General features: G+C 65.3%; 21 protein-coding genes. 13 read left to right on the forward strand and 8 right to left on the reverse strand.

Translation table 11 applies throughout. The features are described 5' to 3' along the window. Position 1 precedes the first annotated feature (1 nt). From AB4Y97_RS08550 to AB4Y97_RS08570, 5 genes are all read left to right on the forward strand, one after another. Positions 2-1,048, forward strand: a complete 1,047-nt coding sequence (locus AB4Y97_RS08550; RefSeq protein ID WP_441998602.1) for an NADP(H)-dependent aldo-keto reductase — start codon at positions 2-4, stop codon at positions 1,046-1,048. Between the two features lie 194 nt (positions 1,049-1,242). After that, positions 1,243-1,779 (forward strand): RNA 2',3'-cyclic phosphodiesterase, encoded by a 537-nt coding sequence (gene thpR, locus AB4Y97_RS08555; protein ID WP_441998603.1) that lies wholly within the window; start codon positions 1,243-1,245, stop codon positions 1,777-1,779. Positions 1,780-1,827: 48 nt separating this feature from the next. Beyond that, positions 1,828-2,415, forward strand: coding sequence for a histidine phosphatase family protein (locus AB4Y97_RS08560; RefSeq protein WP_441998604.1), 588 nt, complete (start codon positions 1,828-1,830; stop codon positions 2,413-2,415). A 109-nt stretch (positions 2,416-2,524) separates the two neighbouring features. Then, on the forward strand, positions 2,525-3,538 hold the full coding sequence (locus AB4Y97_RS08565; protein WP_441998605.1) for a YeiH family protein: 1,014 nt from the start codon (positions 2,525-2,527) through the stop codon (positions 3,536-3,538). Between the two features lie 62 nt (positions 3,539-3,600). Beyond that, the gene (locus AB4Y97_RS08570) at positions 3,601-3,918 is read left to right on the forward strand and encodes a 4a-hydroxytetrahydrobiopterin dehydratase (RefSeq protein ID WP_441998606.1); all 318 of its coding nucleotides are present in this window, start codon (positions 3,601-3,603) and stop codon (positions 3,916-3,918) included. A gap of 14 nt (positions 3,919-3,932) precedes the next feature. Here the strand turns inward: AB4Y97_RS08570 and AB4Y97_RS08575 are convergent, their stop codons facing one another. The 3 genes from AB4Y97_RS08575 to AB4Y97_RS08585 form a co-directional block, all read right to left on the reverse strand. Beyond that, positions 3,933-5,243 (reverse strand): ABC transporter ATP-binding protein, encoded by a 1,311-nt coding sequence (locus tag AB4Y97_RS08575; protein ID WP_441998607.1) that lies wholly within the window; start codon positions 5,241-5,243, stop codon positions 3,933-3,935. Between the two features lie 12 nt (positions 5,244-5,255). Then, on the reverse strand, positions 5,256-7,019 hold the full coding sequence (locus tag AB4Y97_RS08580) for an ABC transporter permease (protein WP_441998608.1): 1,764 nt from the start codon (positions 7,017-7,019) through the stop codon (positions 5,256-5,258). A gap of 235 nt (positions 7,020-7,254) precedes the next feature. Continuing rightward, the gene (locus tag AB4Y97_RS08585) at positions 7,255-8,040 is read right to left on the reverse strand and encodes an SDR family NAD(P)-dependent oxidoreductase (protein WP_441998609.1); all 786 of its coding nucleotides are present in this window, start codon (positions 8,038-8,040) and stop codon (positions 7,255-7,257) included. 98 nt (positions 8,041-8,138) lie between these two features. On the opposite strand from AB4Y97_RS08585, the gene AB4Y97_RS08590 reads away from it, so the two are divergent. The 4 genes from AB4Y97_RS08590 to AB4Y97_RS08605 all read left to right on the forward strand — a co-directional run bounded on the left by AB4Y97_RS08590 (position 8,139) and on the right by AB4Y97_RS08605 (position 11,404). Beyond that, the gene (locus AB4Y97_RS08590; protein ID WP_441998610.1) at positions 8,139-8,513 is read left to right on the forward strand and encodes a YkvA family protein; all 375 of its coding nucleotides are present in this window, start codon (positions 8,139-8,141) and stop codon (positions 8,511-8,513) included. Between the two features lie 190 nt (positions 8,514-8,703). Then, on the forward strand, positions 8,704-9,381 hold the full coding sequence (locus AB4Y97_RS08595) for an invasion associated locus B family protein (protein WP_441998611.1): 678 nt from the start codon (positions 8,704-8,706) through the stop codon (positions 9,379-9,381). 135 nt (positions 9,382-9,516) lie between these two features. Beyond that, positions 9,517-10,863: a 23S rRNA (adenine(2503)-C(2))-methyltransferase RlmN gene (gene rlmN / locus AB4Y97_RS08600; protein ID WP_441998612.1), complete on the forward strand. Its 1,347-nt coding sequence runs from the start codon at positions 9,517-9,519 to the stop codon at positions 10,861-10,863. Positions 10,864-10,921: 58 nt separating this feature from the next. Then, on the forward strand, positions 10,922-11,404 hold the full coding sequence (locus tag AB4Y97_RS08605) for a hypothetical protein (protein WP_441998613.1): 483 nt from the start codon (positions 10,922-10,924) through the stop codon (positions 11,402-11,404). 50 nt (positions 11,405-11,454) lie between these two features. Here the strand turns inward: AB4Y97_RS08605 and AB4Y97_RS08610 are convergent, their stop codons facing one another. Next, positions 11,455-12,096 (reverse strand): LysE family translocator, encoded by a 642-nt coding sequence (locus AB4Y97_RS08610; RefSeq protein ID WP_441998614.1) that lies wholly within the window; start codon positions 12,094-12,096, stop codon positions 11,455-11,457. Between the two features lie 259 nt (positions 12,097-12,355). Here AB4Y97_RS08610 and AB4Y97_RS08615 point away from each other — a divergent pair, with 259 nt between their 5' ends. The 3 genes from AB4Y97_RS08615 (at position 12,356) to AB4Y97_RS08625 (ending at position 14,507) form a co-directional block, all read left to right on the forward strand. Further along, positions 12,356-12,907: a LemA family protein gene (locus tag AB4Y97_RS08615; RefSeq protein WP_441998704.1), complete on the forward strand. Its 552-nt coding sequence runs from the start codon at positions 12,356-12,358 to the stop codon at positions 12,905-12,907. Between the two features lie 196 nt (positions 12,908-13,103). Then, positions 13,104-13,898: a TPM domain-containing protein gene (locus AB4Y97_RS08620; RefSeq protein WP_441998705.1), complete on the forward strand. Its 795-nt coding sequence runs from the start codon at positions 13,104-13,106 to the stop codon at positions 13,896-13,898. After that, positions 13,899-14,507: a TPM domain-containing protein gene (locus tag AB4Y97_RS08625; RefSeq protein ID WP_441998615.1), complete on the forward strand. Its 609-nt coding sequence runs from the start codon at positions 13,899-13,901 to the stop codon at positions 14,505-14,507. Positions 14,508-14,523: 16 nt separating this feature from the next. On the opposite strand, the gene AB4Y97_RS08630 is transcribed toward AB4Y97_RS08625, so the two are convergent. The 3 genes from AB4Y97_RS08630 to AB4Y97_RS08640 form a co-directional block, all read right to left on the reverse strand. Continuing rightward, positions 14,524-15,294, reverse strand: coding sequence for a DUF1223 domain-containing protein (locus AB4Y97_RS08630; RefSeq protein WP_441998616.1), 771 nt, complete (start codon positions 15,292-15,294; stop codon positions 14,524-14,526). Positions 15,295-15,304: 10 nt separating this feature from the next. Then, positions 15,305-16,255, reverse strand: coding sequence for a lipid A biosynthesis lauroyl acyltransferase (locus AB4Y97_RS08635; RefSeq protein WP_441998617.1), 951 nt, complete (start codon positions 16,253-16,255; stop codon positions 15,305-15,307). A 67-nt stretch (positions 16,256-16,322) separates the two neighbouring features. Beyond that, a complete protein-coding gene (locus AB4Y97_RS08640; protein WP_441998618.1) occupies positions 16,323-17,492 on the reverse strand; it encodes a glycosyltransferase family 4 protein in 1,170 nt (389 codons plus the stop codon). A gap of 73 nt (positions 17,493-17,565) precedes the next feature. Here AB4Y97_RS08640 and AB4Y97_RS08645 point away from each other — a divergent pair, with 73 nt between their 5' ends. Continuing rightward, complete coding sequence (locus AB4Y97_RS08645) at positions 17,566-18,735, forward strand: glycosyltransferase family 4 protein (RefSeq protein WP_441998619.1); 1,170 nt, start codon at positions 17,566-17,568, stop codon at positions 18,733-18,735. On the opposite strand, the gene AB4Y97_RS08650 is transcribed toward AB4Y97_RS08645, so the two are convergent. Further along, positions 18,725-19,747, reverse strand: a complete 1,023-nt coding sequence (locus AB4Y97_RS08650; protein ID WP_441998620.1) for a zinc-binding dehydrogenase — start codon at positions 19,745-19,747, stop codon at positions 18,725-18,727. The two genes, AB4Y97_RS08645 and AB4Y97_RS08650, sit on opposite strands and share 11 nt — an antisense overlap. Positions 19,748-19,880: the final 133 nt, after the last annotated feature.

Genomic DNA, 19,880 nt, shown 5'->3' on the forward strand with positions numbered 1-19,880 from the left:
TATGCAATATCGCCGCCTCGGACGCACGGACCTCGATGTCAGCCTCATTTGCCTCGGCACCATGACCTGGGGGCAGCAGAACACCGAGGCCGAAGGTCACGCCCAGATGGATTATGCCATCGACCAGGGCATCAACTTCTTCGACACCGCCGAGCTCTATTCGATTCCGCCGAGGCCCGAGACTCAAGGGTCCACCGAGCGCATCATCGGCTCCTGGTTCAAGGCGGGCGGCAATCGCGACAAGGTCATCCTGGCGTCGAAGGTTGTCGGCCGCTCGGACAATACCTGGTTCCGGGACGATGGCTCCAAGGCCGAACTCTCCCGCGCCCAGATCGAGGAGGCGGTGAACAAGAGCCTGAAGCGGCTCCAGACCGATTATATCGACCTCTACCAGATCCACTGGCCCGACCGCCCGATGACCTGGGGCTCGAATTCCACGATCTACCGCCATCAGGACGGCGATTCGCATCCGATCGAGGAAACCCTCGAGATCATGCGCGACCTGGTGAAGGCCGGAAAGATCCGCCATCTCGGACTCTCGAACGAGAGCGCCTGGGGCACCATGACCTTCCTCAAGGCGGCCGAGGCGGACAAAAACCTGCCGCGGGTGCAATCGGTCCAGAACGCCTACAACCTGCTCAACCGCACCTACGAGGTGGCGCTGGCGGAATTGAGCATGCGCGAGGAAGTAGGCCTTCTCGCCTATTCGCCGCTGGCGCAGGGCTATCTCACCGGAAAATATCTCGATGGCGCCCGCCCGGCGGGAGCGCGCAGCACGCTCTTCAACCGCGGCCAGCGCTACGAGACGCCGGGCGCGGAGCCGGCGATCCGCAAATATCTCGCGCTCGCCAAGGAATTCGGCCTCGATCCGGCGCAACTCGCCCTCGCCTTCGTCAATTCCCGCCCCTTCGTGGCTTCCAACATCATCGGCGCGACGTCGATGGAGCAGCTCAAGACGGACATCGCCTCCATCCACGTGACGATCACGCCCGAGCTGGAAAAGCGCATCGACGCGATCCATCTCGAGCATTGCAACCCCTGCCCGTAAGACAATGAGCCGCTCTTTCCTCTCCCTTGCGTGGAGGGAAGAGCGTCGCGGTTTCAGCGGCTCTCCGCGGAGAAACTTCCTGCGACAGCAAACTCCGGAACCAACCGGGTTGTTGATCGTCTGATTCTGCACCTTGCCGGGGCGGCGCGCTTGCCCCCAAGATCAGAAGACTTCGCCAGGCTCAGGAGGTGACCATGCCACGCCTGTTCACCGGCATCGAGATTCCAGCCGATATCGGCCTGACCCTCTCGACCTATCGCGGCGGCCTGCCCGGAGCGCGCTGGATCGACCCCGAAAACTACCACATCACCCTGCGCTTCATCGGCGATATCGACGACCGCATGGCCCACGAGATCTACGCGATCCTGGGCGACGGCCGCCGGCGCGAGCCCGTCACCGTCACCATCGAAGGCCTCGACACCTTCGGCGGCGGGCGGCCGCGCACGGTCTTCGCCCGCGCGGCCGCCACCGACGCGCTCAACGATCTGCAATCCGAGCAGGAGCGGCTGGTGCGCCGTGTCGGCATTCCGCCCGAGAAGCGCAAATTCACACCCCATGTGACTCTGGCCCGCCTGCGCGACGCCTCGCCTCTCGATGTGGCGGATTATTTCGCGACGCGGGGCCATTTCCCGAAGCTGACCTTCACCGCGCGGCGCTTCGTGCTGTTCTCGTCCCGCGACTCGGTCGGCGGCGGGCCTTATGTGGTGGAGGCGGCTTACCCACTCGGCTGACCCAAATCGCCATCGACGATGCGGCCAAGGTCCATTAAGTCTTGGCTCATGTCCTCGCTCATCTTCGTCACCCATCCCGAAGTCGTCATCGACCCGCTCACGCCGGTCCCCGAATGGCCGCTCAATGAGATCGGGCGCGCCCGCATGGAACGCTTCGCGGAGACGCTGGCAGGCAGAAACATCTCCGCCGTCCATGCCAGCACCGAGCGGAAGGCGATGGACGGGGCCGACATCGTGGCGAAACGCCTCGGCCTTTCCTTTGCGACCGATCCGGATCTGGGCGAGAACGGCCGCTCGGCCACGGGCTATATCGCGCCGCCGGAATTCTGGGAGGTGGTGCGCGAGTTCTTCGCCCACCCTGAGAAAAGCATCCGCGGCTGGGAGCGGGCCATCGATGCGCAGGCACGCATCGTGAAGGCCGTGAGCCGGATCGCAGCCGACGGGAATTCCGGTGACACCGTCATCGTGTCCCATGGCGGCGTCGGCAGCCTGCTGACGGACCATCTGCAGAAGGTCGCCATCGGGCAGGGAAGCCGCCCCTCCCATCCCGGCGGCGGCGGCTATCTCGTCATCGACCGCAATCCCTTCTCCCTGCGCCGGGACTGGCGCGTCATCGACGACGGTTTCACTTCGTAAAAAGCCGGGTACGTTTCGGGCTTGCATCCTCCCCCTCTTGGTAATAGCGCCTTCGCATCGATGAAGCATGGGCGCGGACGGCAGGCCGTCTCTCGAGGATCCAGGACCAATGAACGGCAAACGCATCGCGCAACTGGCACCCGGCATTGCGCTCTGCATCGCGATCTCGATCGTCGCCGTGGGCCTCCAGATGCTGGAGGAGCACTGGACCGGCCGCCCCTGGCTCGAAGCGCTCGTCATCGCCATTCTCCTCGGCACGGCGGTCCGGACCGTATGGAACCCGAGTCTGCGCTGGGTGCCCGGCATCGTCTTTTCGGCCAAGACTCTTCTGGAAATCGCCGTGATGCTGCTCGGCGCCTCGATCAGCTTCCAGGCGGTGATGCAGGCGGGCGGAGGCCTCATCCTCGGCATCGCGGTCGTCGTGGCGGTGGCGATCGGCGCGAGCTACGGGCTGTGCCGCCTGCTCGGCCTGCCATGGCGCATGGGCGTGCTCGTCGCCTGCGGCAATTCGATCTGCGGCAATTCCGCCATCGCGGCGGTCGCTCCGGTGATCGGCGCGAAAGCCGAGGATGTGGCCTCCTCCATCGCGTTCACGGCGATTCTCGGCGTGATCGTCGTCCTGACCCTGCCGCTCTTCGTGCCCCTGCTCGACCTGTCGGAGACGCAATACGGCGTGCTCGCGGGACTGACGGTCTATGCGGTGCCGCAGGTGCTCGCCGCGACCATGCCCATCGGCATGGTCAGCACGCAGCTCGGCACGTTGGTGAAGCTCGTGCGGGTGCTCATGCTCGGGCCTGTGGTCATCCTGCTTTCCATCATCGCGGGACGCGCCGATGGCGGATCCACGAGCCTGTCCTTCAAGCGCCTCGTGCCGTGGTTCATCATCGGCTTCTTAGGCCTTGCCGCCCTGCGCTCCTGGGGTGTCATTCCGGATGTGGTGCTGCGCGGCATTCTTCCCACCGCGACGGGGCTGACTATCGTCTCCATGGCGGCTCTCGGCCTTGGCGTCGATCTGCGCGTGCTCGGCCGCGTCGGAGGACGGGTGACGCTGGCGGTGAGCCTGTCGCTCCTGGTCCTCCTCGGCATCAGCCTCGGCCTGATTCGCCTGCTCGGCATCGCATGAACGACACCGGGGCTTGAATCCTTTCCCGTCCGCTTCATGACTAAGGGCGATCTCGCTCCTCGATGGTGAAGCCGCCCATGAAGCCCTTAAGCGATACGGAACGCACCGAACTTCTGCCCTCCCTCGAAGGCTGGACCCTAGTCGAGAACCGGGACGCCATCCACAAGAGGTTCGTGTTCGACGATTTCAACGCGGCTTTCGGCTGGATGACCCGGGTCGCGCTCTTTGCCGAGAAGGCCGACCATCACCCGGAATGGTTCAACGTCTATAACAAGGTCGATGTGACCCTCTCGACCCATGACGCCAAGGGCCTGACGCGCCGCGACATCGAGATGGCGCAGCGCATGGACCTGTTCGCGGCCGCACTGACGAAGGATTAGGGCGCGGCTCGGGTTCAGGTGGGATTTTCCAGACTGAAGACGCCGGTCGCCTCGTCATAGGCGAACAGCTCCGCGTAGCGCGCCCAGGATACGACCGCGTGGAGGGTCTGCTCCGCATAATCCTCGGACATCGTATCCTCCAGCTCGGCCAGGAATCGGTTGGCCGGCGCGCGATGTGACGCCCGCTCGTCGAGGATCCGCCGGATATGGGCGGCAAGCGGCACATAGGCGAGCAGGTGCTGCAGGAACGCTCTTTTGCGGTCGTCCAGATCGGCGGTGGCGAATTGCCGGCCGGCAGGGGTCAACCGGATGGTGCCCTCCTCGATTTCGGCGAAGCGCAGGAGCTGCAGCGTTTCGGCAATCGGAAAAAGATCGTCGACCTCGAGCTGCAGCTTGCTCGCCAGTTCCGGCAGATCGGCCTTGCCGTCATAGGGTGGCCCGTCGATCATTTCGATCAGGCCGGCGAGAACGTTCGTGGAAATGTCCGGCAGGATCATCGCCAGGCCCGTTCCGGGAAAAGCCTCGCGCTGCGGAACGCCCGCGACCTTCTGGGTCATGCGCGCATAGATGTCGTCCACGACGGCCCGGAAAGCGGGATCCTGGCGGTCGCGCGGCTGGGGCAGCTCGACCTTGACCTCGGCGACGATGGCGCCCGGATTGGATGAGAAGACCAGGATGCGGTCGCACAGGAGGACCGCCTCCTCGATGTTGTGCGTCACCATCAGGATCGACTTGATCGGCATCCGCCCTTCGGACCAGAGATCGAGGAGATCGGTCCGGAGGGTCTCGGCGGTGAGCACGTCGAGCGCCGAGAACGGCTCGTCCATGAGCAGCACCTTCGGATGGACGACCAGCGCGCGGGCGAAGCCGACGCGCTGGCGCATGCCGCCGGAGAGTTCCTTGGGATAGGCGCTCTCGAATCCGTCGAGGCCGATCAGATCGATGGCGGCCAGGGCGTGCTTGCGGCGCTCCGCGGGAGGCATGCCGAGAGCCTCGAGCCCGATCTCCACGTTCTCGAGAACCGTCAGCCAGGGAAAGAGCGCGAAGGACTGGAACACCATGGCGACCTGGCTCGCAGGCCCCGTCACCGGCTGCCCCTCGATCTCGATGGTGCCGCTGCTGGGTTCGAGAAGCCCGGCGATGATGCGCAACAGGGTCGATTTGCCGGATCCGGAGCGCCCGAGAAGCCCGACGATCTCGCCCGCCTTCAGCGTCAGGTTGACATCGTCGAGGACGAGGAGGCCGCTCGTGGTCCCCTTGTGATAGAAGTGACGCAGATGCTCGATCCGCACGAGGGGTTGACCAAGTTTGGTGGTGGCGTCCATGGCGGCACCTCCTCAATCGAGCCGGAAGCGGCGCTCCGCGAAGCGATAGAGCGGACGCCAAAGCAATTGGTTGAAGGTCACGACGAAGACCGACATGACGGCCACGCCGAGCACCACCCGCGGATAGTCTCCAGCATCCGTCGCCTGGGCGATATACGCGCCCAGCCCTGCGGCCTGCAGCCTGGTGTCGCCCCAGCTGACCACCTCGGCCACGATGCTGGCGTTCCACGACCCGCCGGTGGCGGTGAGCGCGCCGGTCACGAAATAGGGGAAGATCCCCGGCAGGATGACATTGCGCCACCATTGCCAGCGCCCGACGCGGAAGAGCGTGGACACTTCGCGCAGATCGGTCGGAAACGCGGTCGCGCCCGCGATCACGTTGAACAGAATGTACCACTGGGTGCCGAGGATCATGAGAAACGACAGCCAGATATTCGGATTGAGATGCAGCGTGACGATCGTCACGACCACGAAGGGAAACAGCACATTGGCCGGGAAGGCCGCGAGGAACTGGGCAAGAGGCTGAATGCGCTCGGCGACGGTAGGGCGCAGCCCGATCCAGACACCGATCGGAACCCAGACCAGGCTGGCGAGCGCGATCAGGATCACCACCCGCAGCAGCGTCAGGCCACCCAGCATCACGGCTTGGATGAGATCGCCGACGGCAAGGGTCGCGCGGACGTAATCGGCGACGAGCCAGAGCGCGAAGGCTGCGCCGGATGCCACGATGGCGATCCACAGGAAGTCGATGGCGCCTCCGGACACTGACAGGGCCCTCAGGCGGCCCGCCACTCGCGGCGGCATCCGGATCGTCGCGAGCCAGGATCCAAGGCCCATGAGAGCCCAGTCCACCGGCTGCATCAGAAGGCGCGTGAGACGGGTCCGGCGAACGAGATCATAGACCCAGGACCGGGGACGCCGCTGCGATGCCGTCTGCTCGGCGCGGAACTTGTCCGACCAGGCGACGATGGGCCGGAAGACGAGCTGGTCGTAGAGCAGAATGACGATGCCGATGGCAAGGATGGCCAGGACCACGGCGCGCAGATCCCGCTGCTCGATGGCGAGGGAAAGCCAGGCGCCGATGCCGGGCAGCGCAATCTTGGTGTCCCCTACGGAGATGGCCTCCGACGCGATGACGAAGAACCAGCTGCCCGACATGGACATCATGGCATTCCAGACGAGCCCCGGAGTCGCGAAAGGCGCTTCGAGACGCCAGAAGCGCAGCCAGGGCGAAAGCCTGAAATGCCGCGCGACCTCATCAAGATCCTGCGGCACGGTCCGCAGGGACTGGTAGAACGAGAACGCCATGTTCCACGCCTGCGCCGTGAAGATGGCGAAGATCGCAGCGCATTCCGCGCCGAGCTGGCTGCCGGGAAAGAGCTGCAGGAAGAACACCACGGTGAAGGTGAGAAACCCGAGCACCGGCACCGATTGCAGAATGTCGAGCGCCGGGATGATGCCGATCTCGGCCCTGCGGCTCTTGGCGGCGAGCGTCGCGACCGTGAAGGTGAAGAGAAGCGATGCGTCCATGGCGGCGAACATGCGCAACGTGGTGCGCAAGGCGTAATCCGGCAGGAGGGCCGGATCGAGCCGCACCGGCGCGATATCGAGCTGCGACAGCGGCGCCCGCATCTCCTCGGCACCGTGCACCACGGCGACGAAGATGCCGATGATGATCGCGAAGGCAATCAGGTCGTAGAGGTTTGGCAGGAACGCGATGCGGGCGATGCCGAGAGGCATGGGGCGCGCAGCGTCCGAGATGGGGCGGTTATCCATGGCTCACCTTGCGTAGATCGTCGCCGCGACGATCACGGGCGAGCCCGCCTGATGATCAGCAGGTCACGCGCGCCGCCGGCGGCCTGGGCAATCGGTTGAAACTGTCACGAGGCATCAGGTTCCGGTTCCTTTGCGAAGCTGCTGTCGGTGAAGTGTGTCTCTCCCGCCCTTGCGTCAAGGGAAAGGGCTATCGGACAAAGCCGGCGAGACCGGCTGTGTGACCGCCTTCGCCAAACTATTTCGGCTGCATGCGCAGCGCGCCGTCGAGGCGGATGGCTTCGCCGTTGAGCATGTCGTTCTCGATGATGCTGCGCACGAGTGTCGCGTATTCCTCCGGCCGCCCGAGGCGGGAGGGAAACGGCACATTGGCTTCCAGCGCCTTGCGGTAATCCTCCGCGATGCCCTCGAAGAGCGGCGTGTGGAACAGGCCCGGCATGATCGTCATCACCCGGATGCCGAAGCCGGCAAGATCCCGCGCCACCGGCAGGGTCAGCCCGAGCACGCCGCCTTTCGAGGCGGAATAGGCCGCCTGCCCGATCTGCCCGTCCTGCGCCGCGACGGACGCCGTATTGACGATGACGCCGCGCCCGCCATCCGCGGTCACGGGATCGAGCCCCGCCATGGCGGCGGCGGATTTCGCGATCATCCCGAAAGTGCCGATGAGATTGATCTCGACGGTGCGGCGGAAGCTTTCGAGATCGTGCGCGATGAGTTCGCCGGTGTCGCGCTTCTTCGTCACCGTGCGCTTGCCCGGCGCGATGCCGGCGCAATTGACGAGGATTCGCTCGACTCCGTTTGCTGCCCGCGCCTTGGCGAGCGCCGCATCGATGGAGGCTTCGTCCGTCACGTCCGCCTCGCAGAACAGAGCCCCGATCTCGCGGGCGAGCTGTTCGCCACGCTCGGCATCCCTGTCGAAGATCGCCACCTTCACACCCTCCGAGGCGAGCATGCGGGCGGTGGCGCCGCCTAAGCCCGATGCGCCGCCCGTGACGATGGCTGCCATAGATTTGTCGAGCTTCATGCGTTTCCTCCCCGGTCTGTCCGGCAGCGTCTTAAGCCATGACCCGCCGGGTGGAAATGATAGGTGTCGAAGAAGCGAAAGGAATGGGAGCGAAAAGAATGAGCGATTTCACGAGACCGTTCACCAAGGCCGAAATGGACGCTATCCGCCGGGCGACAAGCGATGAAGACGGCGTAAAGCAGAATTTCTGGGCCAAGCTGAAGCGCGTCGGCAGCCGCATCCCCTTCGCGAAAGACCTCGTGGCGGCCTTCTACTGCGCGAGCGATCCCACGACGCCGAAGCGGGTGAAGCTGATTCTCATGGCTGCCATCGCCTATTTCATCCTGCCGACCGATGCGATCTCGGATTTCCTGCCGATCATCGGCTTCGCCGACGACGCCGCCGTGCTGGCAGCGGCGATCACACAGGTGGCGGGCTCGATCACGGACGAGCACCGGGCCAGGGCGCGGGAGACGCTCCAGATCCCGGCCTGAGGCCCAGCCCGAAGCTCTCTTCCTTCAGCGCATCGCTCTTTGCGAACCGAAGGTCCGCGTCAGCGAAAAACCGGGCCCACTTTTCCGCACGATGCGCTACCGCCACGTTTCGACGCATCGCCAGATCGCGAGCGCGGCCTTATCGGACATGGTGAAGAGTTCTTAACCATCTTCCCCTAAGGTCTGCTTCATGATTCTCGCATCTCTTCAGCGCGGCTTGGCCGCGGGCGTCATTTCCGCCGCTTTCGTCATCGGAACCGGACCTGAAGCTCTGGCTCAGGGCCCGACCGGGAAGCCGCAACCCAACCGGGCCGCGCAGGCGAAGCCTGCCGCGAAGGCCCCGGCCAAAGCCTCTGCAGCCAAGCCTGCGGCGGCGGCAGCCGGCGCTGCTGCGGCCGCCAAGCCTGCCCAGGCGGCCACGGGCCCCGGTGGCGCGACGCTGCTGGCGTCCTATGGCGACTGGGGGGTCTATACGGCCAAGACCGGCCGCTCGGAAATCTGCTACGCCCTGAGCCAACCCAAGGACCGGCTGCCGAAGAACCTCAACCGGGATCCGGCCTATCTCTTCGTCTCGTTCCGCCCCGCCGAGAACGTGAAGAACGAGGTCGCGGTGGTGCTGGGCTTCGCCGCCAAGGATAACGGCCCGGCGGAAGCCGCCATCGGCAAGGCGACCTATGCGCTTCTCACCAAGGACAGGAATGCCTGGCTGAAGAATCCGGCCGAGGAAAGCCAGGCCATCGCCACCATGGGCAAATCCCAGAGCGTGACCGTGAAGACGCAATCCATCCGGGGCAACCAGCTCACGGACCGTTATTCCCTCAATGGTTTCGTCCAGGCTCTCGAGCGCGCCCGCAAGGAATGCTCGTAAATTCCGGGTGAGCCGGCTTCGGCTCACGACCCCTTTTCCATCGCATCGACACGAAATCGCGCGGGACCCTCACTTTTCCGACGCAATCGTGTTATAGGGCCCCTTCGCCCCCTGAAACGAAGGCTGAGATTTCCCATGGCGACGGCGCTCGACATCGCCAAGCATAACCCCAACGCGGCCCCGCTGACCGTGAGCGATGCCGCGCGCGCAGCAGGCCAAGAGACCCTTTCCAAAGAGACCCTTTCCAAAGAGGCTATCTCGATCGAGAAGAAGGCCGAGTTCAGCGTGACGGCCTCCGGCCAGTCCTCCCTCGTCGGCCTGACCCGCGAGGAACTGAAGGGCAAGCTCGGCCAGATCGGCGTGCCTGAGCGCGAGCACAAGATGCGCGTGGCGCAGCTCTGGCACTGGATCTACTTTCGCGGCGCCAAGAGCTTCGACGAGATGACCAATGTGGGCAAGGGCCTGCGCGCCGCGCTTGCCGAAGCCTATACGCTGGAGCGCCCGCAGGTCGTGTCCGAGCAGGTGTCGAAGGACGGCACCCGCAAATGGCTGATCCGCATGCCCTCCACCGGCCCCTTCGACAAGGGCGCGGAGATCGAATGCGTCTATATTCCTGAAACGGATCGCGGCACACTCTGCGTGTCGAGCCAAGTCGGCTGCACGCTGACCTGCTCCTTCTGCCACACGGGCACGCAGCGTCTCGTGCGCAACCTCACCTCCGCCGAGATCGTGGCGCAGCTCATCGTGGCGCGCGACTGCATCGGCGACTGGCCCGACGCCACGCCGCCGGAAGGCGCTTTCGTGCCCACCGACGGCGGGCGTTTCGTGTCCAACATCGTGTTCATGGGCATGGGCGAGCCGCTCTACAACCCGGACAACGTGATCGCCGCCATCGGCGTCCTGTCGGACAATGAGGGCCTCGGCCTCTCACGCCGCCGCATCACGGTCTCCACCTCCGGCGTCGTGCCGCAGATGGAGCGGCTGGGTGCGGAAGCCAACACCATGCTCGCCATCTCGCTCCACGCGGTGCGCGACGATCTGCGCGACGTGCTGGTGCCGATCAACCGCAAATACGACATCAAGGAACTGCTCGACGCCTGCCGCGCCTATCCCGGCCTGTCGAATGCCCGCCGCATCACGTTCGAATACGTGATGCTCAAAGGCGTCAACGATTCCGATGCGGATGCGCGCGAACTGGTGCGCCTGCTCAAGGGCATTCCGGCGAAGATCAACCTGATCCCGTTCAATCCCTGGCCCGGCTCGAAATACGAATGTTCGGACTGGGAGCAAATCGAGCGCTTCTCCGAGATCGTCTACAAGGCCGGCTACGCCTCGCCCGTGCGCACCCCCCGCGGCCGCGACATCCTCGCCGCCTGCGGCCAGCTCAAGAGCGAGACCGAAAAGCTGCGCGCCCGCGCCCGCATGATGCTGGAACAGGGCATCGGGGCAGAAGGCGTCTATGCGCTGGGCGATAGCGAGTAAGAATTCTGTCCGGAATGCCCGTGAGGGGCATTCCGAGGCCTCTCAGACATAGGCATTCATGCTCCGCTGGCTTCTGCTCATTCCCCTCGCCCTGCTCATCGCCATCGGTGCCAGCAGCTTCTTTCTTTTCATCGCTTCCCTTGTCGATCCCGTCATGGCGATGCTGACCGGGGATACGCTCCTCGTCGGCTTCTGGGCCTTCATGGACGAAGTCTTTTCCTCCGAGGATCCTGGCCCGATCATCATGGATGCCTTCCTGGCCGTGGGGCGCATCGTCTTCACCCTGCTCGTCTTCCCACCGCTTCTGGTCGCGGTGGTGAGCGAGGTCGTCCGCGCCCGCAGCGTCCTCTGGTACATGGGCGCGACCGGCGTGCTGACGGCGGCGATTCCGTGGATCCTGCGCGGCAGCGCCCGCATCGCCTCGCCCGCCGAACTCCATGTGAGCGCCGTGCTCGGCCTGACCGGCGCGGTGGCGGGCCTGATCTACTGGGCGATCGCCGGGCGCGATGCGGGCGGACCATCCTCGCTGGAAAAGCACTGATTCATAAAAACCTCGCGCGCTCTTCCCTCCCCTCTCGGGAAGGAAAAATCTCACCGCGCCGAGGTCGCCAGGATCTTGAGGGCGAAGGCCGAGAACAGGCCGGCGAAGCTGTAATCGATGGTACGCATCAGCTTCGGGCGGCGCCGCAGCAGGGCGATGACCTTGTCGGCGCCCAGGATCATGGCCGCGCCCATCGGGCCGGTGAGCGCGATGAAGTAGAGTCCTAAGAAAAGCAGTTTGTCCGCGGCATGCGGATCGCCCGCCTGCACGAATTGCGGCAGGAAGGTCACGAAGAACAGCACGACCTTGGGGTTCGTCAGGTTGATGCCGACCCCGACGAGAAAGGTCTTCCAGAACGACACCTCGACCTTGCCCTCATCCTTCACGTGAAGCGCCGAGCCGTGGCGCACGGCGTCGATGGCGAGCCAGAGGAGGTAGAGCGCGCCGACGATCTTCAGGATCGTGAAGGCGGTGACCGAGGCTGCGAGCAGGGCCGAGAGTCCGAGCGCGGCGAGCAGCGTGTGGACGCAGCATCCGGTCATGGCGCCGAGCATGGAGGCTATGCCGGCCTTGCGCCCGCCCGCCATGGTCTTGGCAAGGAACAGGCTCATATCCGGCCCCGGCGTGATGAACAGCACCGCGCAGGCGATCGAATAGGTGATCAGCGTGCTCAGATCCGGCAGGAAGGTCATCGGGCCACCTTGTTGGGCATAAAAACATCCTCACGCAGGAATAGACATCGGATTTGCGCGAGAAAATGCGGTAACTATATCTTTCCAGGCGATCATCATGCCAGAAGCGCACGCCTCGGGCCAGATGAAAGCGGCTTGTTGAAACGGCCGGCTTGCCCCATTTGTTGAACCCATTGAAGCGTGACCGATTCGAAAGACGATATCGATGATGGGTTTGCTGTTGCCGGCGCGGATTCGCGTCGCCTTGACTGTGGTGGCGATGGCCGTCGGGCTTTCCGCCTGCGGCATCAATACCGTGCCGACCCTCGAAGAGCGGGCCAAATCCGCCTGGAGCGAGGTGCAGAACCAGTATCAGCGCAGGGCCGACCTGATTCCCAACCTGGTCGAGACGGTGAAGGGCTACGCCAATCAGGAGCGCGAGGTACTGACCCAGGTCACGGAAGCCCGCGCCCGCGCCAGCCAGGTCAAGGTGGATGCCTCGACCGTCACCGACCCGGAAAAATTCCGCCAGTTCCAGGACGCGCAGAACCAGCTTTCCGGGGCTCTGGGTCGCCTGCTCGTCACGGTGGAGCGCTATCCCGAATTGAAATCGAACGCCAATTTCCTGGCGCTGCAATCCCAGCTCGAAGGCACCGAGAACCGCATCGCCGTGGCGCGGCGCGACTACATCGAGACCGTACGGGCCTACAATACCGAGCTTCGCACCATTCCCGGCCGCTGGATCGCCGCAATCCTCTATCCCGACGCCAAGCCCATGGAGACCTTCACCGCCACTCCCAGCGCGGACCGCCCGCCGGCGGTGAAGTTCTGAGCGGATGATCGGGATAGCGCGCGATCTTCCCTCCCCCTTGCGGGGAGGGATCGAGGGTGGGGGTCGTAAAGCCGGAGCGGCTTCCTCAATGACTCAAGCAGTCAGGCCGATACCGGCAGCTTCCCGCAACCTCTCACCCAGCCGCTCTACCCCCACCCCTCCCCGCCGCCTGTCGGGTGTTCCCGACTGGCGCAGGATGAAGCGGATCTCGGGCCTGCCCGAGATCCGGTGGGAAGGAAATTGCGTAGGGCTTCTCCTTGCGCTTCTTCTCGTTCTTCTCCCGCTTGTCGCCCTCGCCCAATCCTTCCCGCCGCTCACCGGGCGCGTGGTCGATGCGGCGAACCTCCTGAAACCCGACGAGAAGGCCGCCCTCGAAGCCAAGCTCAAGGCATATGAGGACAAGACGTCGGATCAGGTCGTGGTCGCCACCGTTCCCTCCCTCGAGGGACACGAGATCGAGGACTATGCCAACCGCCTCTTCCGCCAGTGGAAGCTCGGGCAGCAGGACAAGAACAACGGTGCGCTGCTGCTCGTCGCCCCGAAGGAGCGCAAGGTGCGCATCGAGGTGGGTTACGGGCTGGAAGGCGCGCTCACCGACGCCCTGTCGAAGATCATCATCACCACGGCTATCGCTCCGCAATTCCAGAAGGGCAATTTCGCCGGAGGCATCGATGCGGGCGTGGACGCCATGCTGTCGATCCTGACCGGCGACGCGGAGGAATGGCAGCGGCGCGCGCAGGTGCGCGAGGACGACAGCAGCGGCCTCGACCCCTTCCTGGCCATCGTCGTTTTCGTGATCCTCTTCATCATCATTTCGAGGATGATGCGCGGCGGGCGCCGCCGCTTCGGGCCGGGCCGCAGCGGGCCCTGGATCATCCCGACCGGCGGAAGCGGATGGTCCGGCGGATCGGGCGGCGGATGGTCGGGCGGGGGCGGATTTTCCGGCGGAGGCGGGTCCTCCGGTGGCGGCGGCGCTTCGGGGAGCTGGTAGATGATTTCGTCCGAAGACCATGTGCGCCTCGGCAACGCGATTCGCGAAGTGGAAGACCACACTGCGGGGGAAATCGTCGTCGTCGTCGCGGAGCAGGCGAGCAGCTATCGCTCGGTTCCTCTGCTCTGGGCCATGCTCGGCGCCCTCCTGACGCCCTGGCCGCTGATCTGGATCACCAATCTCGGGCCCTCGCGCATCTTCCTGGCGCAGCTTCTGGTCGCGGTTTTTTTAAGCCTGTTCCTGTCCTGGCCGAAACGCCGCTTCGCCCTGGTGCCGCGCTTCATCAAGCACGCAAGGGCGCGCGAGGCGGCCAGCCGCGAGTTCCTGAGCCGCGGCCTCACCCGCACCCGGGAGAGAACCGGCGTTCTGATCTACATCGCCCTGGCGGAGCGCTATGCGGAGATCATTGCCGATACGGGCATCGCGGACCGGGTCGGGCCGGACGTCTGGCGCGGAATCATCAGGGAACTGACAGGAACGATCAGGGACGGCAGAATCGGCGACGGACTGGTGGTCGCCATTCAGCGCACGGGCGCTATCCTGGCCGAGCACGCGCCGCCCCGGTTCGACGACATCGACGAACTACCGAACAAGGTGATTCTGCAGTAGGCGGGACAGGCCTCGGTCAGAGGCCGCTGCTTTTCGCGGCGCCGAGTATCGCGCCCGGCTTCGAATCCTCGGCGGCCTGCAGGAGCACCACATAGCCATCGGCCTCGCCGCGGGCCGATTTGAGCGGGATTTCGAAATGGGCCGGACCGCCCTTCCATTGGCCGACATTTTTCATGCCGCGCACCACATTGGCATAGGTGACGGTCTTGCCCCGGTTCTCGCCCCGGCCGATGGGCACGGTCTGCGTCCGCATGACCGGCAGAACCCAGACCTCGCCCCGCCTCTGCTTCGTATGGGACGTCTCCTCGACCGTGATCGTGACGGTTCCGTTCTGCTCCTTGAGGGCGATTTCCACCGGCAGGGCCATGCGCCCTTCCGTGGTGGTCTGGATCGATTTTTCGATCCGGGCCCGGTCGGAGCCGATGCAGTGCTTCATGCCGTTCACGATGATCTGCGGCGTATAGACCTGCCGGTCGCTGCGTGATTCCGCATAGGCCTTCTGCCGCGCCGTGAAGATGGGCTGGGCAAGGGTGTCCTTCCAGCCGAGATAATCCCAGTAATCCACCGGGAACGACAGGGCGACGATGTCGGACTGGCGCGCGAGGTCGGCCAGCAGAGCGTCGGCCGGCGGGCAGGAGGAGCAGCCCTGGCTCGTGAAGAGCTCGATCACCGCGCGCGGCGGATCCGCCAGCGCAGGCTGGATGAGGACGGCAAGTCCAAGCGCCGCAAGGACGAATTTCGGGCGGGACGATTTCAGGCGTGAGACCATGGTGCTCCCATGGAACACCAAAGTTTCCTCAAGGGGAACTCACTTTAGCTTGAGCACCTGCCGGCACGCGCCAGCGGCGATGCATCCACAGCCATTGCTCAGGGTTTTCCCGTACCCAGCCCTCGACCACGGAGGTCATGGCCTGCATGGCGCCCTGCACGTTGACCTGCCCATCCGGATCGCGCGGCAGATCGAGGGGCGGCGTGAGCTGCAGCCGGAAGCGGTGGTTGGGGAGGCGGATCACCCGTACCCCGTGGACCGGGCAGTCGAACCGGCGCGCGAACTTGCCGAGGATCGGGTTCACCAGGGCCGGACGGCCCAGAAAATTGACGAGGACGCCTCGGGTGAAGTGCTGGTCGATGAGCATGCCGAGATGGCCGCCCTTCTCCAGCGCGCCCTGCATGGCGAAGGCCGCACCCTGGCGGGCGGCCTCCAGCCCGCCCATGGTCTCACTGCGGATCTCGTGCAGAACCCGCGCGATCGCCGGATCGTTGGGCGCGCGGAACACCGCCGTGGCGTCGAGCCCGAACCGGGCGGCGCAGATGGCGGGCAATTCCCAATTGCCGAGATGGGCCGAGAAGATGATGCCGGGCTTGTCGTCATCTCTCAGGCTGAGGAAATGCTCGATTCCGTCCACCTCCGTGCGGCCGGGCTCGGCGCGGTCGGGATCGTAATCGAACAGGGTGCTAAGATGCGGATATTCGCCGCCCGTACGGCCGAGATTGTCCCACGCGCCGCGCGCCAGGGCCCGCACCTCATGCTCCGGCTTTCCCGGATAGGCCGCCCGGATATTGGCGAGCGCGGTCTTGTGCGCGGGAAGCAGCGGCCCGATCGCACGCGCCAGGGCGGCGCCGACCGCTCCTGAGCGCTCGGGGCCCAAAGCCCGCGACAGGGCGAAGACGCTCCGCACGACCCCGACCATGACCTTCTCGGTCAGGCGTGAGGCCAAGCTGCGGGGGCGTTGGGAATGATGAACCACGAATTCGTCCTGGCTGATGTCGTGCTGAGAAAGGAGACCCGCCTCTTTCCGCGACTATCCGTTTTCGTCAAGGGCCGGGGGCGCGCGGTAATCTGTCGTAGAGGGCGATCAGGGTTTCCCGCTCACGGCTCCAGCTGAGATCGGCCGCCGCCACGAGGGCTTGCCGTTTCATGCGGTCGATGGCCGGGCGGTCCATCCCGTTGATGGTTTCGGCGATGGCGTGCGCGTCGTCCGTCGCGGGCCGGCCGCATTCGTAGCGCGCCAGGATCTCGGCCATATCCGGCAGGGGCGACGTGACGACCGCAAGCCCCGCCGCGAGATATTCGAACAACTTGTTGGGCAGGGCGAAACGGTTGTGGCGGCTCGAATCCGGCAAAATGCACAGGCCGATATCCGCCTCGGAGGCGCGGGGCACCACATCCGGCGGCGCGACCGAGGGCTCGAACCGGATCCGGTTCGCCACGCCCCTCGCCTCGGCCTGGGCTTTGAGGCCGCTCAGATAGGCGGGAGCGGCCGATCCGCGCAAGGTCAGGCGAAACTCGTCCCGCCAGAGCGGAAGGGATTCGATGATGGCCTCGAGGCCACGGTTATTGCGCAAAAGGCCATGGAACAGCACCTCGATGGTCGATCCGGCAGCGCGAAACGGTGCCAGCGTCGCATCCGGTACGTTCCGGACGATGGACGGAGTCGGCAGACCGGGATAGGCCTCCGCCAACGCCTCGGCGATGCCCGGGCTCACGGTGATGACGGCATCCGCCGCCCGGATGCCGCGCCCCTCGATGGCTTTGACATGGGACAGGGCCGCCAGACGCCATTTAAGGCTGTGCTCGTATTCGGCGATCGCCATCTCATGGCTGTCATAGACGATCCGCGTGCCGTGGCGCTTCTTGGCGTCGAGGGCGAGCGGCAGGGTATTCCAGTCATTGGCGTGGATCGCCTCCGGCCGGAAGGCGCTCAGGATCTCACGGGCGCGGCGGCGTCCCTCGTGGAGCCAGTAGAAAGCATGCGACGAGGCCGGCAGCAGATTGGCCGGAGCCTGCCGCATCAGGATTCCGGCACGGATGGCGAAAGGCGACGGCAGGTCGGGCAGAAGGGAAACGGCGTAAGGCGCATTCCGGGGCGCAGGTCCGTAGCCGATCAGCAGGACCTCGTGCCCTGCCCGATGCAGAGCCTCGGCCGTTCGCAGCACGCGCGAATCGTTGGCAAGAGGGTGGAAGTCGACGACGGCGATGCGCATGAATGATAAAAATCCTTGACTTGCGCGATAGACCGCCGGGGCAACATTGTCCAGCCGCACGGAAGTAGAAGGCGTGTTGCGCGACACTCGACGATGGGACGATGGCTTTGTACAAGGCTTCTCCCTCGAAACGGCGAGCCTTTCCCTGACCTCTTCTTCCAAGCCCCGCATCCTGTACATCTGCTGCGAGCGCATCGTTCCCGGAAGCGCCGCCGCAACGCATGTGCACGAGATCTGCGACGGGCTGACGAGGCGCGGCTATCCCGTGACCCTGCAGGCGGAGCATGGGACCTCCCGCAGCGGGCTTTTCGGACAGCTCGGCCGTTATGCCCGAATCACCCTGCGCGCCCTGTCTCGACTGCCGCGCACCGACATCGTCTATTTCCGCTCGCATTTCGCCGCTTTTCCCATCGCCCTGGCGGCGCGGCTGATGGGCAAGCCGACCGTTCAGGAAATCAATGGCGTCTATGCGGAGGCTTTCGTCACCCACCCGCGCTTTGCCCGCCTGCGGGGCATGCTGTCCTCCCTCCAGCGCCTGCAATATCGCTGGGCCTCGGCGCTGATTGCGGTCACACCGCAGCTGGTCGCCTGGGGGGCCCGGGAGGCAGGGCATGAGCGCGCCCATCACGTCGGCAATGGCGCGAACACGAATGTCTTCAACCCGCAAGGCCCCCGGGCGGAGCGGGCGCGCCCCTACGCCTTCTTCTTCGGCGGGATGACCCGATGGCACGGGGTCGAGGTGATGCTGGAGGCCGCCCGATCGCCCTCCTGGCCCGAAGGCGTCGATCTTCTGCTCGCGGGCCCCATCGTCGATCAAAGCCTCAAGGCCACCCTCGAAGAGGCGCCGCCCTATGTGACCTGGCTCGACCGGGTGCCGCAGCAGGAGCTGCCGGCCCTGATCCGCGGCGCGGTCGCGGCTCTGGTGCCGAGCGTCGATCCGAGCGGAATCACGGCCCATGGGATCACGCCGCTGAAGCTCTTCGAGATGCTGGCCTGCGGCCGGCCGGTCATCGTCAGCGATTTCAAGGGCATGGCCGATCTGGTGCGCGGCGGCGGATGCGGCCTCGTCATTCCCTCCGGGGAACCGGAGGCCCTCGCCCGCGCCGTCGCCGAACTGGCGGCCCGCCCGGCCAGGGCCCAGGCCATGGGCGAGGCCGGTGCCCGGCTGATCGCAGCCGAACACTCATGGGACGCCCGCGCCGCCGAGACCGCGCGGGTGATCGAGACTGTCGTTAAAACGTAACCACGACCTTGCCGAAAACCTTGCGGCTTTCCAGCCGCTCCAGACCCTTCTGGAACTCGTCGAGCGGGAAGACCGCATCGATGACGGGATTCATGCCGCCGGCCATCTTGGCGAGCGATTCGCGGATATTGCGCATATTGCAGCCGAAGGACCCGAAGATCCGGTATTGCTGCTGGAAGAGCTGCATCAGGTTCATCGTCGTCGACACGCCCGAGGTCGAGCCGCAGGTGACAAGGCGTCCGCCGCGCTTGAGGCAGAGCAGGGACCCGTTCCAGGTATCCGCACCCACATGCTCGAACACCACGTCGACGCCTTTCCGCTTGGTCAGGCGGCGCACCTCGCCCTCGAACCGCTCGGTACGGTAATTGACGACGTAATCGGCCCCGAGGGCCTTGGCCTTCTCGCCCTTCTCGTCGTCGCCCACGGTGGTGTAGATTGTGCAGCCGATGGCCTTCGCCATCTTGATCGCCGCCGTGCCGATGCCTGAGCCACCCGCATGGACGAGGATCGACTCGCCGGGCTCCAGCTTCGCGTTGTCGAACAGCATGTGCTGTACGGTGCCGAAGCCGATGGGCGCGCAGGCGGCATCCTCGAAGGACACGCCCTCCGGCACCGGAATCACCAGTCGCTCGGGGCGATTGATCAGTTCGCGGGCGAAGCCGTCGATATGGAAGCCCATGATCCCGGCGACGTTCTCGCAGAGATTGTCGCGGCCCTCCTGGCAGGCCTTGCAATGGCCGCAGGTCTCGGCCCCGTACATGGTGACCGGATCGCCGACCTTGAACCGGCTCACGCCCTCGCCCACGGCCGCGATCTCGCCCGACGCCTCGACGCCCACCGCCTGCGGCATCTTGCGCTTGGCGAAGGCCATGCCGCGAAAGCCCCAGACGTCGAGATAGTTGAGCGCCAGCGCCTTCACCCGCACCTGCACCTCGCCGGGACCGGGAGGCGGGGGAGCATCCATCTCCGTGATGCGGAGATCGCGGTCGCCGAAGAGTTGTAGGGCACGCATGGGAGAATCCGTGATTGGCGTCATGCCCGGACGCGATCCGGCTATCGCGTCGTCCAAGGGACGCGGATAGCCGGGCCCAGGCCCAGCCATGACGGAAGAAACTAAGGGCGGCTTAAAGCTCGGCTCGCGGAAT

The organism is Microvirga sp. 2TAF3, assembly GCF_052114965.1.
Lineage (GTDB): Bacteria > Pseudomonadota > Alphaproteobacteria > Rhizobiales > Beijerinckiaceae > Microvirga.